Origin of the sequence: Paenibacillus sp. Mc5Re-14, assembly GCF_001049835.1 — a bacterium.
Taxonomy (GTDB): domain Bacteria; phylum Bacillota; class Bacilli; order Paenibacillales; family Paenibacillaceae; genus Paenibacillus; species Paenibacillus polymyxa_C.
The window spans coordinates 448792-463093 of the sequence record NZ_CVPD01000001.1; the positions used below are offsets into that span (position 1 = coordinate 448792).

Here is a 14302-nt window from a genome sequence, read left to right on the forward strand (position 1 = left end):
GACCTCCAGATATTTTATTGTTATTTTGGCATTTGTATAGATATCTATACATTTACTCAAAAAAAATTTTAAAACCTGTTTTTTATATGCTCCAACAGATATTCCAGTTGTTTTTTTTCCTCGTCTTTGAGACCACCATAAATAGTTTCTTTTAATTTATTAGAGATCGCCTCAAATATAGGCTCCAGCTCTTTCCCCTTTTCGGTAAGATAGATCAGAGTAACTCGGCTATCCTCCCTTTCTTTTTTCCTTTCCACATACCCCAATTTTACTAGCTTGTCGATTAAAACAGTGACTGTGGGCTGTTGACGAGCAATTTTTTGCGTCAATTCCTTAATCGAAAGTCCATCCGTTTGATACAGGAACATCAGTATTCCACCATGGGTAGGTACGATTCCTTCAACTCCATAGGATTCGAGCTCAGATACAATTAATTTATTGATCGAGTCCCTAATGGTTCCTACAAGTGCAGCTGCATTATTTTTTAACATACAAGTATTATTACATAGACATCTATATATATCAAGTACTTAGTCAGTCTGATCTAATTTTAACGTATGAAATGCTTCAAAGAACTAGATCTAAGTCTGTTATAATAAGATTTTAAAAAATAGTTAGGAGGTTGTTAAATGGAGCAGCTTTTAAAGAAAATCCAATACTTGAGCACCCACGAAAAGAAGACATTAGAGCAGATGGTTCTTAAACTATCCGAAGAAGTAGGAGAAACCTCTCAAGCCATGCTGTCTTATATGAATGCAAACGGAAGCGAATATAAGCAATTGAATATTTCCGATGTCAAAGAGGAATGTGCAGACGTGATTCTGGTTGCCCTTTCTTTATTTTATAAGCTAAGCAACAACGAGGGGGAGCTTCAGGAGTTCTTAAGTAAAAAAGTGGACAAATGGGAATCTGTAATGACTTAGGCCAAAAGGGCCGTTCCCGGTATTCTTGATCAGTTCCTGGGACAGCCCTCAAAGTATATAACAAAAATAACAAAAAATAATAACAGTATTATTTATAGAATTTTCTTAAACATTTCGATAACTTGTTCTTTGCTAGGTATGAACGGATTGCCCGGAGCGCAAGCATCCTTCATGGAGTTTTCGGCAAGCAAATCTAAATCCACCTCATTTACACCCAGTTCAGAAAGTTTGGCAGGAATCCCTACTTCCTTCGACAGGTCTTTGATTCTTTGAATTACATAGTCTGCGCATTCTTTATCCGTTTTTCCCTTATCTTCAAAACCGATCACCTTAGCAATGGCACGAAACTTCTCTGGTACATGCTTGGCATTCTCCTCCTCCACAATCGGCAGCAGCATGGCATTGCAAACCCCATGAGACAAATCGTATACGCCGCCTAGCTGATGGGCCATAGCATGGACGTAACCCAAGCCGGCATTATTAAATGCAAGTCCTCCCAAGAAAATAGCGAAAACCATTTGTTCACGTGCTTCTATATCATGACCATTGCTCACCGTGCGGGCCAAATTGTTAAAAATAAGTTCTACTGCTGCCAACGCGGTCGCATTTGTAACAGGGTAGGAACCCGGAGTAACCAAAGCTTCAATGGCATGGGTCAAAGCATCTAGTCCGGTAGCTGCCGTTAATGCGGCGGGTTTGTCTACCATCAGTTCAGGATCGTTGACTGAAATCGTAGCTACGCTATTCTTGTCAACCATAACCATTTTGACTTTGCGCTCTTCGTCCGTAATGACATAATTGATTGTAATTTCTGCGGATGTTCCTGCCGTTGTATTAATAGCGACAATTGGCAGCGATTTATGCTTGGATTGATGAACGCCCTCATACTCAGTTATATGTCCCCCGTTGGTAGCAATAATGCCGATTCCCTTGGCCGTATCCTGTGGGGATCCTCCGCCAATGGAAATTAAGAAGTCACAGCCGTTTTCTTGTAGAAATTGGACACCATCATGTACATTTTTACAGGTCGGGTTGGGCTTGACCTCATCATATACCGCATAGTCCAAGCCTATATCATCCAGCAAGGATGTGACCTTGCCGGCAATTCCACTCTTCATCAGAAACTTATCCGTCACGACCAGTGCTTTGTGTAAATGTAGTTCTTTTATATAGGGTCCAACTTCATGCAAACAGCCTTTTCCCATCAGATTGATAGATGGTACAAAAAATACATGTGCGCTCATAAAAATCTGCCTCCCAAGGATTCACTTTTGATCCCTCGCTAAATACAGAACTACTCTAAAGTGAAACATTTCACAATTGCAATTCTATCTTTATTTGATTTTGATGTCAATATAAAAACACAGATATTTATTTGTTTTATTTTTGTTTGTTTTGTTTTTTTGATCAGTCCATTAATTGGTACACAACTAATCGGAGGCAGTATCGTACAACTTAGAGGAACACATTAACAACGAGGTGATGACAGCATGACAATGAATAAGAAAGTATGGCTGGCTCTGCTGGCAGTACCACTGCTTCATGCAACCCCATCTTACGCCAAGCCGGCACCGCTAACTCCAGTAACAACCGTTTATGTGGATGACCGCCCGCTTGACTCACTGCTCAACCGCTACTGCTAGACGGGACAACGCTCGTTCCCATGCGGCAGTTGTTTGAAGCGCAAGGAGCTGTGCTTTCCTGGAACGGATCCAGCAAAACCGTAACAGCAACCAAAAACGACACGACGCTGACCTATCGCATTGGAGAAGTCACCTCCACCCTCAACGGTAAAACGCTATCCCTGAACGTTCCCGGACAGATTGTTGAGGGCAACACAATGATTCCACTGCGTTTTGTGAGTGAAGCACTTGGGAGCACAGTGAAGTGGGACGGCCTAACCCGTACGATTCGGATTGCCTCCACTGATGATTTTTTCACAACGGTTCTTTCTGGAGTCAACCTGCGTAGCAAACCGGATTCATCAGAACTTCCCCTTCCCTGCGGCTTATTCCAACCGGTGAAAAGGTTCATGTCATCCGCGAGGTCCATGCCCTCTGGCTGGAAGTACGCACTAAAAACAACCTGACCGGGTACATATCGGCAAAACCAAAATACAGTGACTATACCAGCACTTCCCTAGCAGAACGGCAGGGAGATGAACTGATCGCCTACGGGCAGAAATACCTTGGCACCCCTTATGAATTCGGCGCTGCAACCGGACAAACATCGACCTTTGATTGTTCCTCTTTTGTCGGGGAAGTGTTCCGGCATACGCTCTCTGTCGACCTCCCCCGTGTCTCTTACGATCAGGCCAAAGAAGGCCAAGAGATCGGGCTGAACGAGCTGCGCAAAGGTGACCTGCTGTTCTTCAGTGCGCGGGGGCTGGAGATCGGCCATGTGGCGATCTATGCAGGGAACAACAAATTGCTGATACTTTCTCCAAAGAACGCGGCGTTCATTTTGACACGTTTGACGGTAAATGGAAGAAACGTTTCGTAACAGCTCGCAGGGTGTTTTAGGACAAGCAGATACCCCATAACCGTAGGCTGCTCCATTACCACATTCATTATCTTCTGATTGCTTTTGCCGGACGCCTCCCTTGCGGTTTGCGTTCAGGCGGCAAAAGGATTCATTCGTTCCCATTGTTCAACACGTAATTCGATACTCTTCTTTAACGTTTTCTTTCAAAATCTTGAATCTTTCCCATCAGATCTGCTTAAATAGGTTTAATAGATTTTTCAGAAAACACGAATATGTACGCTAATTATAGACAGGAGGAATCGTTATGCAATTTGAGACAGATCGGCTCATCATTCGTGATATTTGCAGATCCGATTGGGGAAGTATACATACCTACACGTCATTGCCTCAAGTTACTAGGCACACAGCATGGGGACCCAATACAGAAGAAGATACAAAGGCGTATATAGAACAAGTTCTAGTCTCACAGCTGGAAAAGCCACGACAAGACTACGAACTAGCCGTATGTCTGAAAGACACTGGAATTCTGATCGGCGGTGTTGGTATTCATGTCAAAGATACTAATGCAGAAATGGGTTATATTTTAAACCCAGATTATCAAGGTAAGGGTTATGCAACAGAAGCGGCACGAGCCCTGCTAGGATTTGGATTTAGCACACTTGATGTCCATCGTATTTATGCAACATGTCGTCCAATGAGGAATATTACAGGACATAATTTTTATTTTAGGAGGGAACAACATGGAAGTTTTTGCAGAATATTTAGCGCATATTGATAACCCACAACATCGGGCCCGAACGGAAGAGGTTTTGGCTTGGGTAACCAAGAATTTTCCAAATTTATTGCCAAAAATTGCGTGGAATCAGCCTATGTTTATGGATCACGGCACATTTATTATTGGCTTTAGCGTAGCCAAACATCATTTAGCCGTTACCCCTGAAAAGGCAGGGATTAATCATTTTTCTGAGTTAATTGTGCAGGCTGGCTATAATCACACCAAGCAGTTGGTACGTATCCAGTGGGATAGTCCAGTTGATTTCTCATTACTTGAGAAAATAATCGAGTTTAATATTTTGGATAAGGCCGACTGTTCAACCTTTTGGCGGGAATGCTGAGACATCTCATGCTCCTCTTTTTCCCCATCGATATATCAAAAGCATGTACAAGTCCCCCACCAATTCTGAAAGCTATCATCCTTCGAAATCTCATGATGCTAATGCCCCTTAAAGTAACCTATGCTATAATGTGGAAAGTATGGATAGTTACATGTACAGGAGGATTGGAGCAGAATGATTGGGAAATTTTTGATTTTCTCTCTACTATGGAGTTTGCTCGGTAATCCGTTTTTGGCAATGCTCGTACTCCTAATTGTGATCTATATATTGGATCGCAGCTTTGTCGGTGTATTGCCCAGCATCAGCAAACCGTGGAAAAGAAGACGCAATGCAGCACGATTGCGTCAACAGATTGTGTTAAACACCAACGATGTGGCTGCCAAGTTTGATTTGGCTCGGATTTGGATCGAAAGCAAGAAATACTCGCAGGCTTTGGAGCTACTATTGGAAATTCAATCCCGATATGAAGATTCAGCAGATTATTGGAACGCGCGGGGTACGGCTGAGGTACACACAACCCACCTGGAGGATGGAGAACAGCATTTACTCAAGGCACTGGACATTAACCCACGGGTGCAATACGGTGAACCCTATTTGCATTTAGCCGCAGCTTTCAAGGAACGGGACGTAAATAAGTCACTACACTATCTACAGCATTTTCAGGAGATTCAGTCTTCTTCCAGCGAGGGCTATTATCTGACAGGCCTGATGTACCGTATGCTGGGACGCAAGGATGAAGCCATCACTGCATTTAACCAGTCTATTGCTGTCTATCGTTCTCTGCCCAAATACCGCAAACGAAGTGAGCGCAAGTGGGCTGCACGCAGTCTATTCCGTAAAATAATCAGCTAAATCACACGCTGAAACGCAAAAAAGAGGTTCAAGATGAACAGTTAATCTGCCATGATGAACCTCTTTCTTTATTATACTTTTTCCGATCCAAAGCATCCTCTCACGGTCATCGTAACGGCGCATAACCAAGCCGATTCAGCTCTTCCGCAATCACGCGATAACCACGGCTGTTCGGATGTATCCGGTCCAGCGAAAGGAGTGCCCGTTCATTGCCTTCGAATATGGGATAAATGTTCGCTACCCGATAATTCGGCCCGCCCAATGTATAGAGAAACGAGTTGTATTGGCGCACATATACTCCCGCCTCCCTTACTCCTGGAAAAGGATTATATAACCCCACCATTCGGATGATAAATGGCTCACGCTGACCGGACTTTATTTGATACAGGGCATGTACAATTTGGCGTACATATTCTTTGGTATGATTCAGCGCTTGCGGAATGGAAGAACCCGACGCGCCTGGGCTTCCAGCAAGTGTACTGATATATGGACGCAGATCATTCCCGCCGATCGTCACCGTTATGAGTTCAGCCCGGCTGATTGCCGACCGAAAAAGCGGATTGTTGCGGACCATGGACAGCAGCTCCTGCGATGTCAATCCGTTGATTCCCAGATTCTCGTAACTGACTGGCATACGGAGATGTCTTTCCGCCATTCGCCGATAGACAGGTACAAAGCCGCCACTCAGCAACGTCCCTGCACCTGTCGTTAAAGAATCTCCAATCGCTGTGTAGTGATACGCCAATGAAACCCACCTCCCTCCGACATAACATATATTATGTAGAAAAAAGGAAGTGGGACACGGAGATTCGCTTATTCTTCGTCTATTTCATATATACAATGGAATTGCCCACCATCTGGCAAATCCTCCGATCCATATACGGCAAAACCCACGTTGCGGAAGAAATCTGCCCCCTCCGCATCTGTGTCCACCGTAAGTCGCTTCGGGCTACGCTCCTTAATAAGCGTAAGCAATATCCCTCTGCCGTAGCCTCTATGACGATTTTCAGGTAATACAGCCAGATGATGGAGCACGATCGTTCCATCCTCCCGCTCCTCAAAACCGACAACACCTACAATAAGTCCTTCATCTTCCACACCGAACAACTTCCATTCATCCGAGGCTTGATAAGCACGCAAAGCCGCCTCTCCGCGTTCAGGATGATCAAGCACAGCGTAGGTAAGGAGCTCCAGCACCTCCTCACGATCTGAATCTGGTTTTATATTTTTAAACATCGTTAGTCGTCTCTCCTTATAATCTGAAATGAGGTTATACTTTAGTTTTCCACAATAAGCAACGGCCAATTATCTAGCCACTGTTTTTCAAATACACGCTGACGAAAAGCCGTAGTGTGACGGAACAGGGGGCTTTGGCGTACCCGCATATCCAGCAGATCTTCCAACCCATACGGACAAATAACCTCCATTTGATCCTTGGCATTCAATCGAATGGCTACAGCTGTTGCCGTCTCTGGCCAGCGGCTCATCGCATCCTCTATCGAGGAATACGGAGCCTCCCCGTTGCGAATATGCATCCGAGCTTGATTTTTGACAGACCAGTTGCGTCCTGCCTGTTTACGATTCAAGGACTGCTCCAGAAACCCATCTCGTTCCTCTAGCGTATTTTTAGGGTCAAAATAAATAACATCGATATCGTTTAGAGGTGTAGCCGTTGTATAGCCATGAAGCTTGTCCCAAACCCGGTTTCGTACATAGCCCGCGGCTATACAGCCTTGCGGAAGCTTCAGCTCTCGCACATAGCGCAAGTCTTCCAAAACCTGTGGATCATTCATATATTGTATAATTCGTAGCACATCTTCTTCCGACTTCATCCTGTACTCAGCTCCCTTTTTTATGATGATAGTTGCTGCACAGACTCTCCACCTTGAGCCGCGAACCGGGCTGTACGCTGCGCCAAACGGCGGCGTGCGACCAGCAGGAACGGAATACCGATCACAACCGATAGTGCAACCGGAACAAACACGGCAAGCGGTGCTGTTTGACCATAGATATCCAGCAACCAGCCACCAAATAAAGGAGCCAGTACACTACCCAAATTATTAAAGCCGATCGTACCGAAGTAGGTCCCTTTATATTGGACATCAGCAATTTGATCAATCAGTACGTCCAGCATCGTGAACAATAATACTTCGCCTACTGTAAACAACACCATATCCAGTATAAACATCCAGCCTGAGTTTAGCATACCGCACAGCAGCAAGCTAACTGCAATACATATATTCCCTGCTATTAAGGAATTCACTGGAGAAAAGCGGCTTGCCAGTCGTACCAGTGGATACTGAAAAGCCAATACGCAAAACGCGTTGACCGTTAGCATGTATGTAAACCACCGGGTACCTTCCTCGAAGGACAACGATAAAAATTGAGGCATTGTCGAATTGGAATGAGCATAGCCCATTACGCAGAATACGGTTCCCAACAAAATCGGCATAAATACGGGATCTCTGCTGGCTGTTCGGAACGCCTCACCCATCCGCAGCGGAGCCTCGCCTGCGGTTGTGCCTACATGCAGATCCGCTGCATACCGAGTAAATTGGATCAACAGCAGCACCCCGTACAGAGCATACACACCAGCGGCTACCATAAACGGCGTACCTGTAGATGCCGATCCCAACATCAAACCAAGCAGCGGTCCTGCCACCACACCAACATTAATCGCCGCATATCTCATGTTATAGACGAGCAATCTTTTCTCCTTGGGGGTTACATCTGATAATAGCGCCCGCGAAGTTGGCTCGAACAAGGATCTGCATAGTCCGTTCAGAGCATTAATGACAAAAAAAGCCCAAGCCGCTTCTGCCAACGCAAAAGCGACGAATACAAGCGCCCAACTCGCGATGGATACCAGCATCACCTTACGCCGTCCGATCCGATCTGAAATATATCCACCGTAAAAGCTGGCAAAAATGCCGACCAGCGAACTGACCGATACGATCACCCCCGTATGAAAGGGGGAGACCCCCAGACGGGTGGTCAGATAAATAGACAAAAATGGGATGCTCATCGAGGTCGCCATCCGACCAAAAATCGTACCTGCTATAATTGTCCAGGCCAGCGGGTGAATGGAACGCAGCTGTTCTTTCATATATATATCTTAGGTCCTCCTTCTAGGTACAAGTCTAATAAGGGGGAATCAGTCTAGACTGGTGAATATAACGTTCCAGCTCTAAGCACGTTGCCTGATAGACAGACTGGAGCGCAGACAACTTCACTTGCGTATTCTCAAGTCGGTTCTCCCGTGCAAGCTGTTCAATATCAGACAGCAACTTGGACAAACGCCCGACCCCTAGACTCACGCTGCCTGATTTCAACTCATGAGCAGCCTCTACTACTTTTGTGGCTTCGCCCGCAGCAACCAATTCTTTTAACTTGTTGATTTTGGCAGGTGTATCACTAGTATACATTTCAACCAATGACTCGAGTAATCCCGTGCTACCATCCTCGTCCAGCAACATAATTTCCCGAATAACATCCTCATCCAAAATAGGCTCGGATTCCGGAATGGGTAGCCATTTGACGAGCTTTTCTGAGAGATTTTCAATCGTCACCGGTTTCGTCAAGTAATCGTTCACTCCAACCTCCCGCCCACGAGCCTGGTCTTCCTCGGACACATTTCCGGTCAAAGAAATGATCGTTACGGGCGGCTGTTGGTTTTCTACTTCCCACTGGCGGATCGCTTTCGCCGCATCGTGACCATTTAGCAGAGGCATATGGTGATCCATTAGAATGCAGGCGTAGGATCGTTCGGAGGCCGCTCTTACTGCGGCTTTCCCATCCTCGGCAAAGTCAATATGCTGGAATCCCAGGTGGTTAAGCTGTAATTGCACCACTTGACGATTCACCCGATTATCCTCAGCCACCAAAATAGCTTGAGAAAGACTATGCTCACGAAGCAATTCGCTACGTGCCGTCAATTCACCATTTTCATGTTTCTCTATTTTATCTGCCTGTCCTGATGCCTTCCTGAAGGGAATTTCAAACCAAAACGTGGAGCCTTGGCCTTCTTCGCTGACGACCCCAATCTCTCCCTGCATAAGTTTCACAAACGAGCTGCATATCCACAGTCCCAGTCCCGTTCCTCCATATTGAGAGGCGCCGCCCTCACCGGCTTGCACATAAGGCTGAAACAGCTTGTCCTGATCCTCCGGTGAAATCCCGATGCCCGAATCCTGTACTTCAAAACGAACACGTTGGGAATCTTTTGTTTCCTCAACCAATTTTGTCCGAACAACAAGTATCCCTTCGCATGTAAATTTATTCGCATTGTTCAACAGATTAAGCAAGATCTGCATGATCCTTGCCGAATCTCCTTCGAGATGCTCTGCCACACCAGGATCAGTCTCTATACTCAACTGATTGCCCATCTGATAAATTTGCGGCTCCAACAACTGGGCAACATGGCTCATAATCGCTTGAACTCTGACATTTCCGATCTCCAATTCCATCTGTCCTGCTTCTACTTTGGATATATCGAGCAGATTATTAATCATGTTTAGCAGCAGAGAGGCCGACTCACGTATCACACCGATGGCCTGCCGCTGATCTGGAGACAGTTTGGATGAAGCTAACATTTCGATCATCCCCAGAATTCCGTTCATTGGCGTTCTAAATTCATGACTAACCACGGCGAGAAAAGTGCTCTTCAGGTCATTAGCCCGTATCGCTTCTTCCTTTGTCCGCTTTAATTCCGCATTGCTTTTGGCAAGCTGACGTTGCAGATTGACCAACTCGTTGTTCATTGCTGAAAATTCATTCAGCAGCTTTTCTTCCTCAGCTTTGCTTTTCAGAACCTCATCCGTTAATTGTTCGACCGTTCTCCGCAGGACAGCCATTTCTGCTGTCGGTTCCTTCATATTAAAAGGCCCCCTTTACAAAATGACTTACGGGTTGCCAACACTAACATTATCTCTTGAGCGAAAGTATGCCCTCTGCTACCTCCAGCGCTTCCTCCGCACCTGGTGCATATCCATCCGCCCCAACTTCCTGCCATAAGTGTGAATCAAGATTAAAGGGCAAGCCACCGACCATAATTTTCACATGCCTGGTAGTTGTATTTTGACGGATAACAGTAATCAACTTTTTCACCAGATGGACATGGTAAGCCATGGTAGCTGAGATAGCTACCACATCTGCGTTGTAACTCACAATGGCCTGAAGCAGGCTCCGATCAGGTACATTAGCACCTAAATAGTACGTATCCCAACCATCCATTTCGAATATATCAGCCAGCATACGCAGACCTATTTCATGCTGCTCGCTGCCTACGCATGCTGCTACAAGGCTGCGTCCCTTATTTCCAGTACCTATCCATCTGGGATACAGGCTGGAAATAATAAACTGAGTCGCAGCAGTACAAAAATGTTCTTGGCCAACCGTGATTTTGCCTTCATGCCACAGACGACCTATTTCATATTGCGAAATTTGAAAAATATATTTATAAGTATGTTGAATAGACGTACCTTCATCAAGCAAATGAACGATCCAATCCAAAGCCTGTCTGCGATTACCTAAAAGTAAATATTCCAAATATTGAGCCACATCTGCAGCATAGGGATTATCATCTGTAATAAAAGAGGCGTACTCCTCCTTCTTCCCAATTTGCTGTATCCCCAATTCCAGATGCATCAGCACCGTCGTTTTATCCGTGTGATGAAAGTGCTCTACCAACGTCTCCCGAATTAATTGAAAATTGATGATCAAATCTTCTTGGGTTATGCCGAAACCTTCTAGAAGTCTCTTTAACCAGGAAACATAATACGTAAATAAAATAGGACTGTTCACAATTACACTTTCAGCTAAATAATTCAAACTATATATGGAGTCCTGTTTTGTCTTTATTTTACCGTTGTCCCCAAAGCGCTCCAAAAGATCTGGCTGTAATTCGTATTGTTTATGGGTAACTAGTTCAGCCAAGCCTCCTGCTTGCATTAATAGCGACTCACCTGCGGTATATTGCTGTATACTCATGTACAGCTCCTTCCCCGACAAGGTATTTGTATATGAAACAGGTTCTAGGGATGACCTCAGATCGAGACTATTAGACAATTATACCTGATTTGCGTACCTACTGCTCCAAAATTAGACAAAAAAATAAAATACCGAAAAGTCGGTATTTTATCTCAAAGCTGAATTAACCAGAATATGCAACACTTATGATCCGTTACTCTTCTGTCCCTCAGCTGTTAGTCCAAGCTTTTTTAGCAGATGAATAGCCTGCTCCTTCTCTTCCACGGATAAGCCATCCACAGTCTCCATAATAACACGATGATGCTGTGGAAATATTTGCTCAAAAAAATGACGTCCATCGTCAGTCAATTCTGCATAAATTACACGCCGATCATCTTGTGACGCACGGCGAGTAAGCAGGTTTTTTTTTCTGAAGTTTATCCACCACATACGTAATATTCCCACTGGAGATCAGTACCTTTTCTCCAATTTTCTGCAAAGGCTGCGGTCCGCGATAATACAGCAGGTCAAGCACACCAAATTCAGTTGTATTTAATCCATGACTATGAATGTCCCGATTCGTGCGAGATGTGACCGAATTATAGGCACGTGCCAGAACAACGAACAAATTAAGCGCTAAGTCCTGATCATCTGGTTTTACAGACATATTAACAGCCTCCGTTACTCATATCTTTATTCAAAGATATCTTAATTGCGTACTTTTGTCAAGTTTAAGCGCTTCCCTTCCTGCTCTTACGCTCTGTTATTGTAGAATTACCATCTATTATGCGAAAATTGCCGTTCATTATGTAAAAAAAGCCTGCCCTCGACCAGTCATTAAACACTGATATCGAGAGCAGGGCGATTATGATTCAGTTCTTAATTTCTTACGTAAAAATACATAGGCAACACGTCCGCATAATACTCCCAGCACATTCAGTATGATGTCATCCACATCCATCGTACCTGCGCCCAGCAGCATTTGGTTTACTTCGAGAATGACCAATGCGGCCACCACCACTAACAGCAGCCTGCCTACCTTGCGCATAGACACCCAAATGATCGGCAAAAGAACACCGAAGGGAATGAACACACCAATATTCCCAAGCAAATTAACACCCCATACCCGAAAAGGGGACGAATACATTGCCCGCCAGTATCGCCCGATCGTATCCAATGGAACCATATTATATGAATACGGAGGTCCTGGCCGTAATGTACGACCAAAACCGAGAAACATCCAATATAATAGAAGCCCTGTATATAATATCAATAACACGAATGCCAAATTATAAAACAGACGGTTACCAGACATTATTTATTCCGTACGTCAATTTGTCCATTAGCTCGTGCGATAATGACTTGGTCCGCCATGTTAATGAACAGTCCATTATCGACTACACCCGGAATTTGATTCAAGCGAATTTCCAGCTCCTGCGGGTTCTCGATCGTACCATAGCGACAATCGGCAATATAATTACCGTTATCCGTAAGGAAGCGCTCGCCGTCTTTCATACGCCATTCCGCTTTACAGCCTGTCTGCCGCAGAGCCTCCAACGTCCATTCACTGGCAAAAGGTACCACCTCGACCGGCAAAGGGAATGCGCCAAGTACCTTCACATCCTTGGACTCATCCACAATAATGATTAATCGGTCGGTATTGCTTTCCACAATTTTCTCTCTCAGCAGAGCACCGCCTCCACCTTTTACCAAAACCAGTTGCTCATTCACCTCATCCGCACCGTCAATGGTAACGTCAAGTCTTCCAATCTGATCAAATGGAATGATGGGAATCCCCAGCTCCCTGGCCTGATCCTCCGAGGCTCGGGATGTAGCTACAGCCTGTATATGTAATCCTTGTGCCACACGCTCTCCGATTTTTTGAATAGCCCAATAGGCTGTCGAGCCTGTACCAAGTCCTACTTTCATGCCATCCTGAATCGCTTCTACTGCTTTCTCAGCCGCTTTTTGCTTCAAATTCATTATCATCTCTCCCGCTATATAGGCTAGTGTTGATCAACATCTATTTTATATGAGAACGCTTTATAAAGACAGAGACAGCTTTTTACCATAACAAAGACTATTTTCATCATGTTCATACTCCCCAAAGCGTTCGATAGGTTCGTATCCCTGCTTGGTATACAAAGCAATCGCTTCAGGTTGAGCCGCTCCGGTCTCTAGTTTAATCCTTATAATCCCCCGTTTACTGGCTTCGTCCTCCAGGAAAGATAATAAGCTAACTGCAATTCCTTGTCGGCGATAAGAGGAATCGACATAAAATCGCTTAAGCTCCATCTCTTCCGCATCTATAGGCCTAAGCCCTCCGCAAGCAACCGGCTTTTCATCTACATACACAACAGCGAAAACCATACTTTTAACTTTTGGGTTGGAAAAATCAACCAGGTAAATTTGATCAGCAGGATACCTTTCCAGCAAGTCTTCATCCAGCCTATGAATCAAATGATGCAGATCCGCGTGATTGCTCTCAACCTTTAAAATCGTAAGCTTGGACACTCTTCTCTTCCCTCTTCTCTATGCATAGATACATGGACTCATTTCGCAAACAATTCACGTAAACCGCGATAAATCAAGCGTTTGCGGCTTCAAATATGAAAAATGTCCCAAATTGATAAGTGCATTTGACTCTATTATAAAGTATGATGGTTTCTGTTGAATAGTTGCTTATGGACTGAAATGAACTTGAATTTCAAGCGTGAGTATAAATTGGAAAATACTGAAATACACACAACGTTTACCTATTAAAAATTAATTTTTTATTGTGTTAGGTATTCATTTCAAGAGCTTTTCGTACGACATATATATAGGGATATCTTACTTGTCCGAAAAAGACTTAAGACCTATTATAAAAAAAAACAAGGGTCAATTATCTCTATTTATTGTGTTTGTAAGGGGGACTTGATTATCTCATTCGATAAGCGGTTCAACACCATATACAAAAAT

Annotated in this window: 15 protein-coding genes and 2 pseudogenes; 5 read left to right on the plus strand and 12 right to left on the minus strand. The window is 44.4% G+C overall.

The window, feature by feature from the left end; genetic code table 11:
* Positions 1–68: 68 nt before the first annotated feature.
* Complete coding sequence (locus BN1546_RS01960) at positions 69–491, minus strand: MarR family winged helix-turn-helix transcriptional regulator (protein WP_014599652.1); 423 nt, start codon at positions 489–491, stop codon at positions 69–71.
* 138 nt (positions 492–629) lie between these two features.
* Between BN1546_RS01960 and BN1546_RS01965 the strand changes: the two genes are divergently transcribed.
* Positions 630–923 carry a MazG-like family protein gene (locus BN1546_RS01965; RefSeq protein ID WP_013370613.1) on the plus strand — a complete coding sequence of 98 codons (294 nt, stop codon included), beginning with the start codon at positions 630–632 and terminating at the stop codon, positions 921–923.
* A gap of 92 nt (positions 924–1015) precedes the next feature.
* On the opposite strand, the gene BN1546_RS01970 is transcribed toward BN1546_RS01965, so the two are convergent.
* Positions 1016–2167, minus strand: coding sequence for an iron-containing alcohol dehydrogenase (locus BN1546_RS01970; protein ID WP_013370612.1), 1152 nt, complete (start codon positions 2165–2167; stop codon positions 1016–1018).
* A gap of 246 nt (positions 2168–2413) precedes the next feature.
* Here BN1546_RS01970 and BN1546_RS28440 point away from each other — a divergent pair.
* The 4 genes and pseudogenes from BN1546_RS28440 (at position 2414) to BN1546_RS01990 (ending at position 5374) form a co-directional block, all read left to right on the plus strand.
* Positions 2414–3445, plus strand: a pseudogene (locus BN1546_RS28440) (stalk domain-containing protein).
* Between the two features lie 266 nt (positions 3446–3711).
* Positions 3712–4182, plus strand: a complete 471-nt coding sequence (locus BN1546_RS01980) for a GNAT family N-acetyltransferase (protein WP_058829457.1) — start codon at positions 3712–3714, stop codon at positions 4180–4182.
* On the plus strand, positions 4148–4522 hold the full coding sequence (locus tag BN1546_RS01985; protein WP_058829456.1) for an iron chaperone: 375 nt from the start codon (positions 4148–4150) through the stop codon (positions 4520–4522). Before BN1546_RS01980 ends, BN1546_RS01985 begins: the two co-directional genes overlap by 35 nt.
* A gap of 174 nt (positions 4523–4696) precedes the next feature.
* On the plus strand, positions 4697–5374 hold the full coding sequence (locus BN1546_RS01990) for a tetratricopeptide repeat protein (RefSeq protein ID WP_013370608.1): 678 nt from the start codon (positions 4697–4699) through the stop codon (positions 5372–5374).
* Between the two features lie 106 nt (positions 5375–5480).
* Here the strand turns inward: BN1546_RS01990 and BN1546_RS01995 are convergent, their stop codons facing one another.
* The 10 genes and pseudogenes from BN1546_RS01995 to BN1546_RS02040 all read right to left on the minus strand — a co-directional run bounded on the left by BN1546_RS01995 (position 5481) and on the right by BN1546_RS02040 (position 13855).
* Entirely contained in the window at positions 5481–6119 is a 639-nt protein-coding gene (locus BN1546_RS01995) for an SGNH/GDSL hydrolase family protein (protein WP_058829455.1), read from the minus strand.
* Positions 6120–6187: 68 nt separating this feature from the next.
* The gene (locus BN1546_RS02000; protein WP_090735588.1) at positions 6188–6610 is read right to left on the minus strand and encodes a GNAT family N-acetyltransferase; all 423 of its coding nucleotides are present in this window, start codon (positions 6608–6610) and stop codon (positions 6188–6190) included.
* A 41-nt stretch (positions 6611–6651) separates the two neighbouring features.
* Positions 6652–7206 carry a nucleotidyltransferase family protein gene (locus BN1546_RS02005; protein ID WP_013370605.1) on the minus strand — a complete coding sequence of 185 codons (555 nt, stop codon included), beginning with the start codon at positions 7204–7206 and terminating at the stop codon, positions 6652–6654.
* 20 nt (positions 7207–7226) lie between these two features.
* On the minus strand, positions 7227–8480 hold the full coding sequence (locus BN1546_RS02010) for an MDR family MFS transporter (protein ID WP_013370604.1): 1254 nt from the start codon (positions 8478–8480) through the stop codon (positions 7227–7229).
* Positions 8481–8514: 34 nt separating this feature from the next.
* On the minus strand, positions 8515–10248 hold the full coding sequence (locus BN1546_RS02015; protein ID WP_058829454.1) for an ATP-binding protein: 1734 nt from the start codon (positions 10246–10248) through the stop codon (positions 8515–8517).
* Positions 10249–10297: 49 nt separating this feature from the next.
* Positions 10298–11362 (minus strand): cobalamin B12-binding domain-containing protein, encoded by a 1065-nt coding sequence (locus BN1546_RS02020; RefSeq protein ID WP_025677929.1) that lies wholly within the window; start codon positions 11360–11362, stop codon positions 10298–10300.
* 183 nt (positions 11363–11545) lie between these two features.
* Positions 11546–12008, minus strand: a pseudogene (locus tag BN1546_RS02025) (MarR family winged helix-turn-helix transcriptional regulator).
* Between the two features lie 198 nt (positions 12009–12206).
* Positions 12207–12656, minus strand: coding sequence for a VanZ family protein (locus BN1546_RS02030; protein WP_025677930.1), 450 nt, complete (start codon positions 12654–12656; stop codon positions 12207–12209).
* Positions 12656–13324: a ribose-5-phosphate isomerase RpiA gene (gene rpiA, locus BN1546_RS02035; protein WP_025677931.1), complete on the minus strand. Its 669-nt coding sequence runs from the start codon at positions 13322–13324 to the stop codon at positions 12656–12658. Before rpiA ends, BN1546_RS02030 begins: the two co-directional genes overlap by 1 nt.
* A 60-nt stretch (positions 13325–13384) precedes the next feature.
* Positions 13385–13855 (minus strand): GNAT family N-acetyltransferase, encoded by a 471-nt coding sequence (locus tag BN1546_RS02040; protein ID WP_090735590.1) that lies wholly within the window; start codon positions 13853–13855, stop codon positions 13385–13387.
* Between the last annotated feature and the right edge of the window lie 447 nt (positions 13856–14302).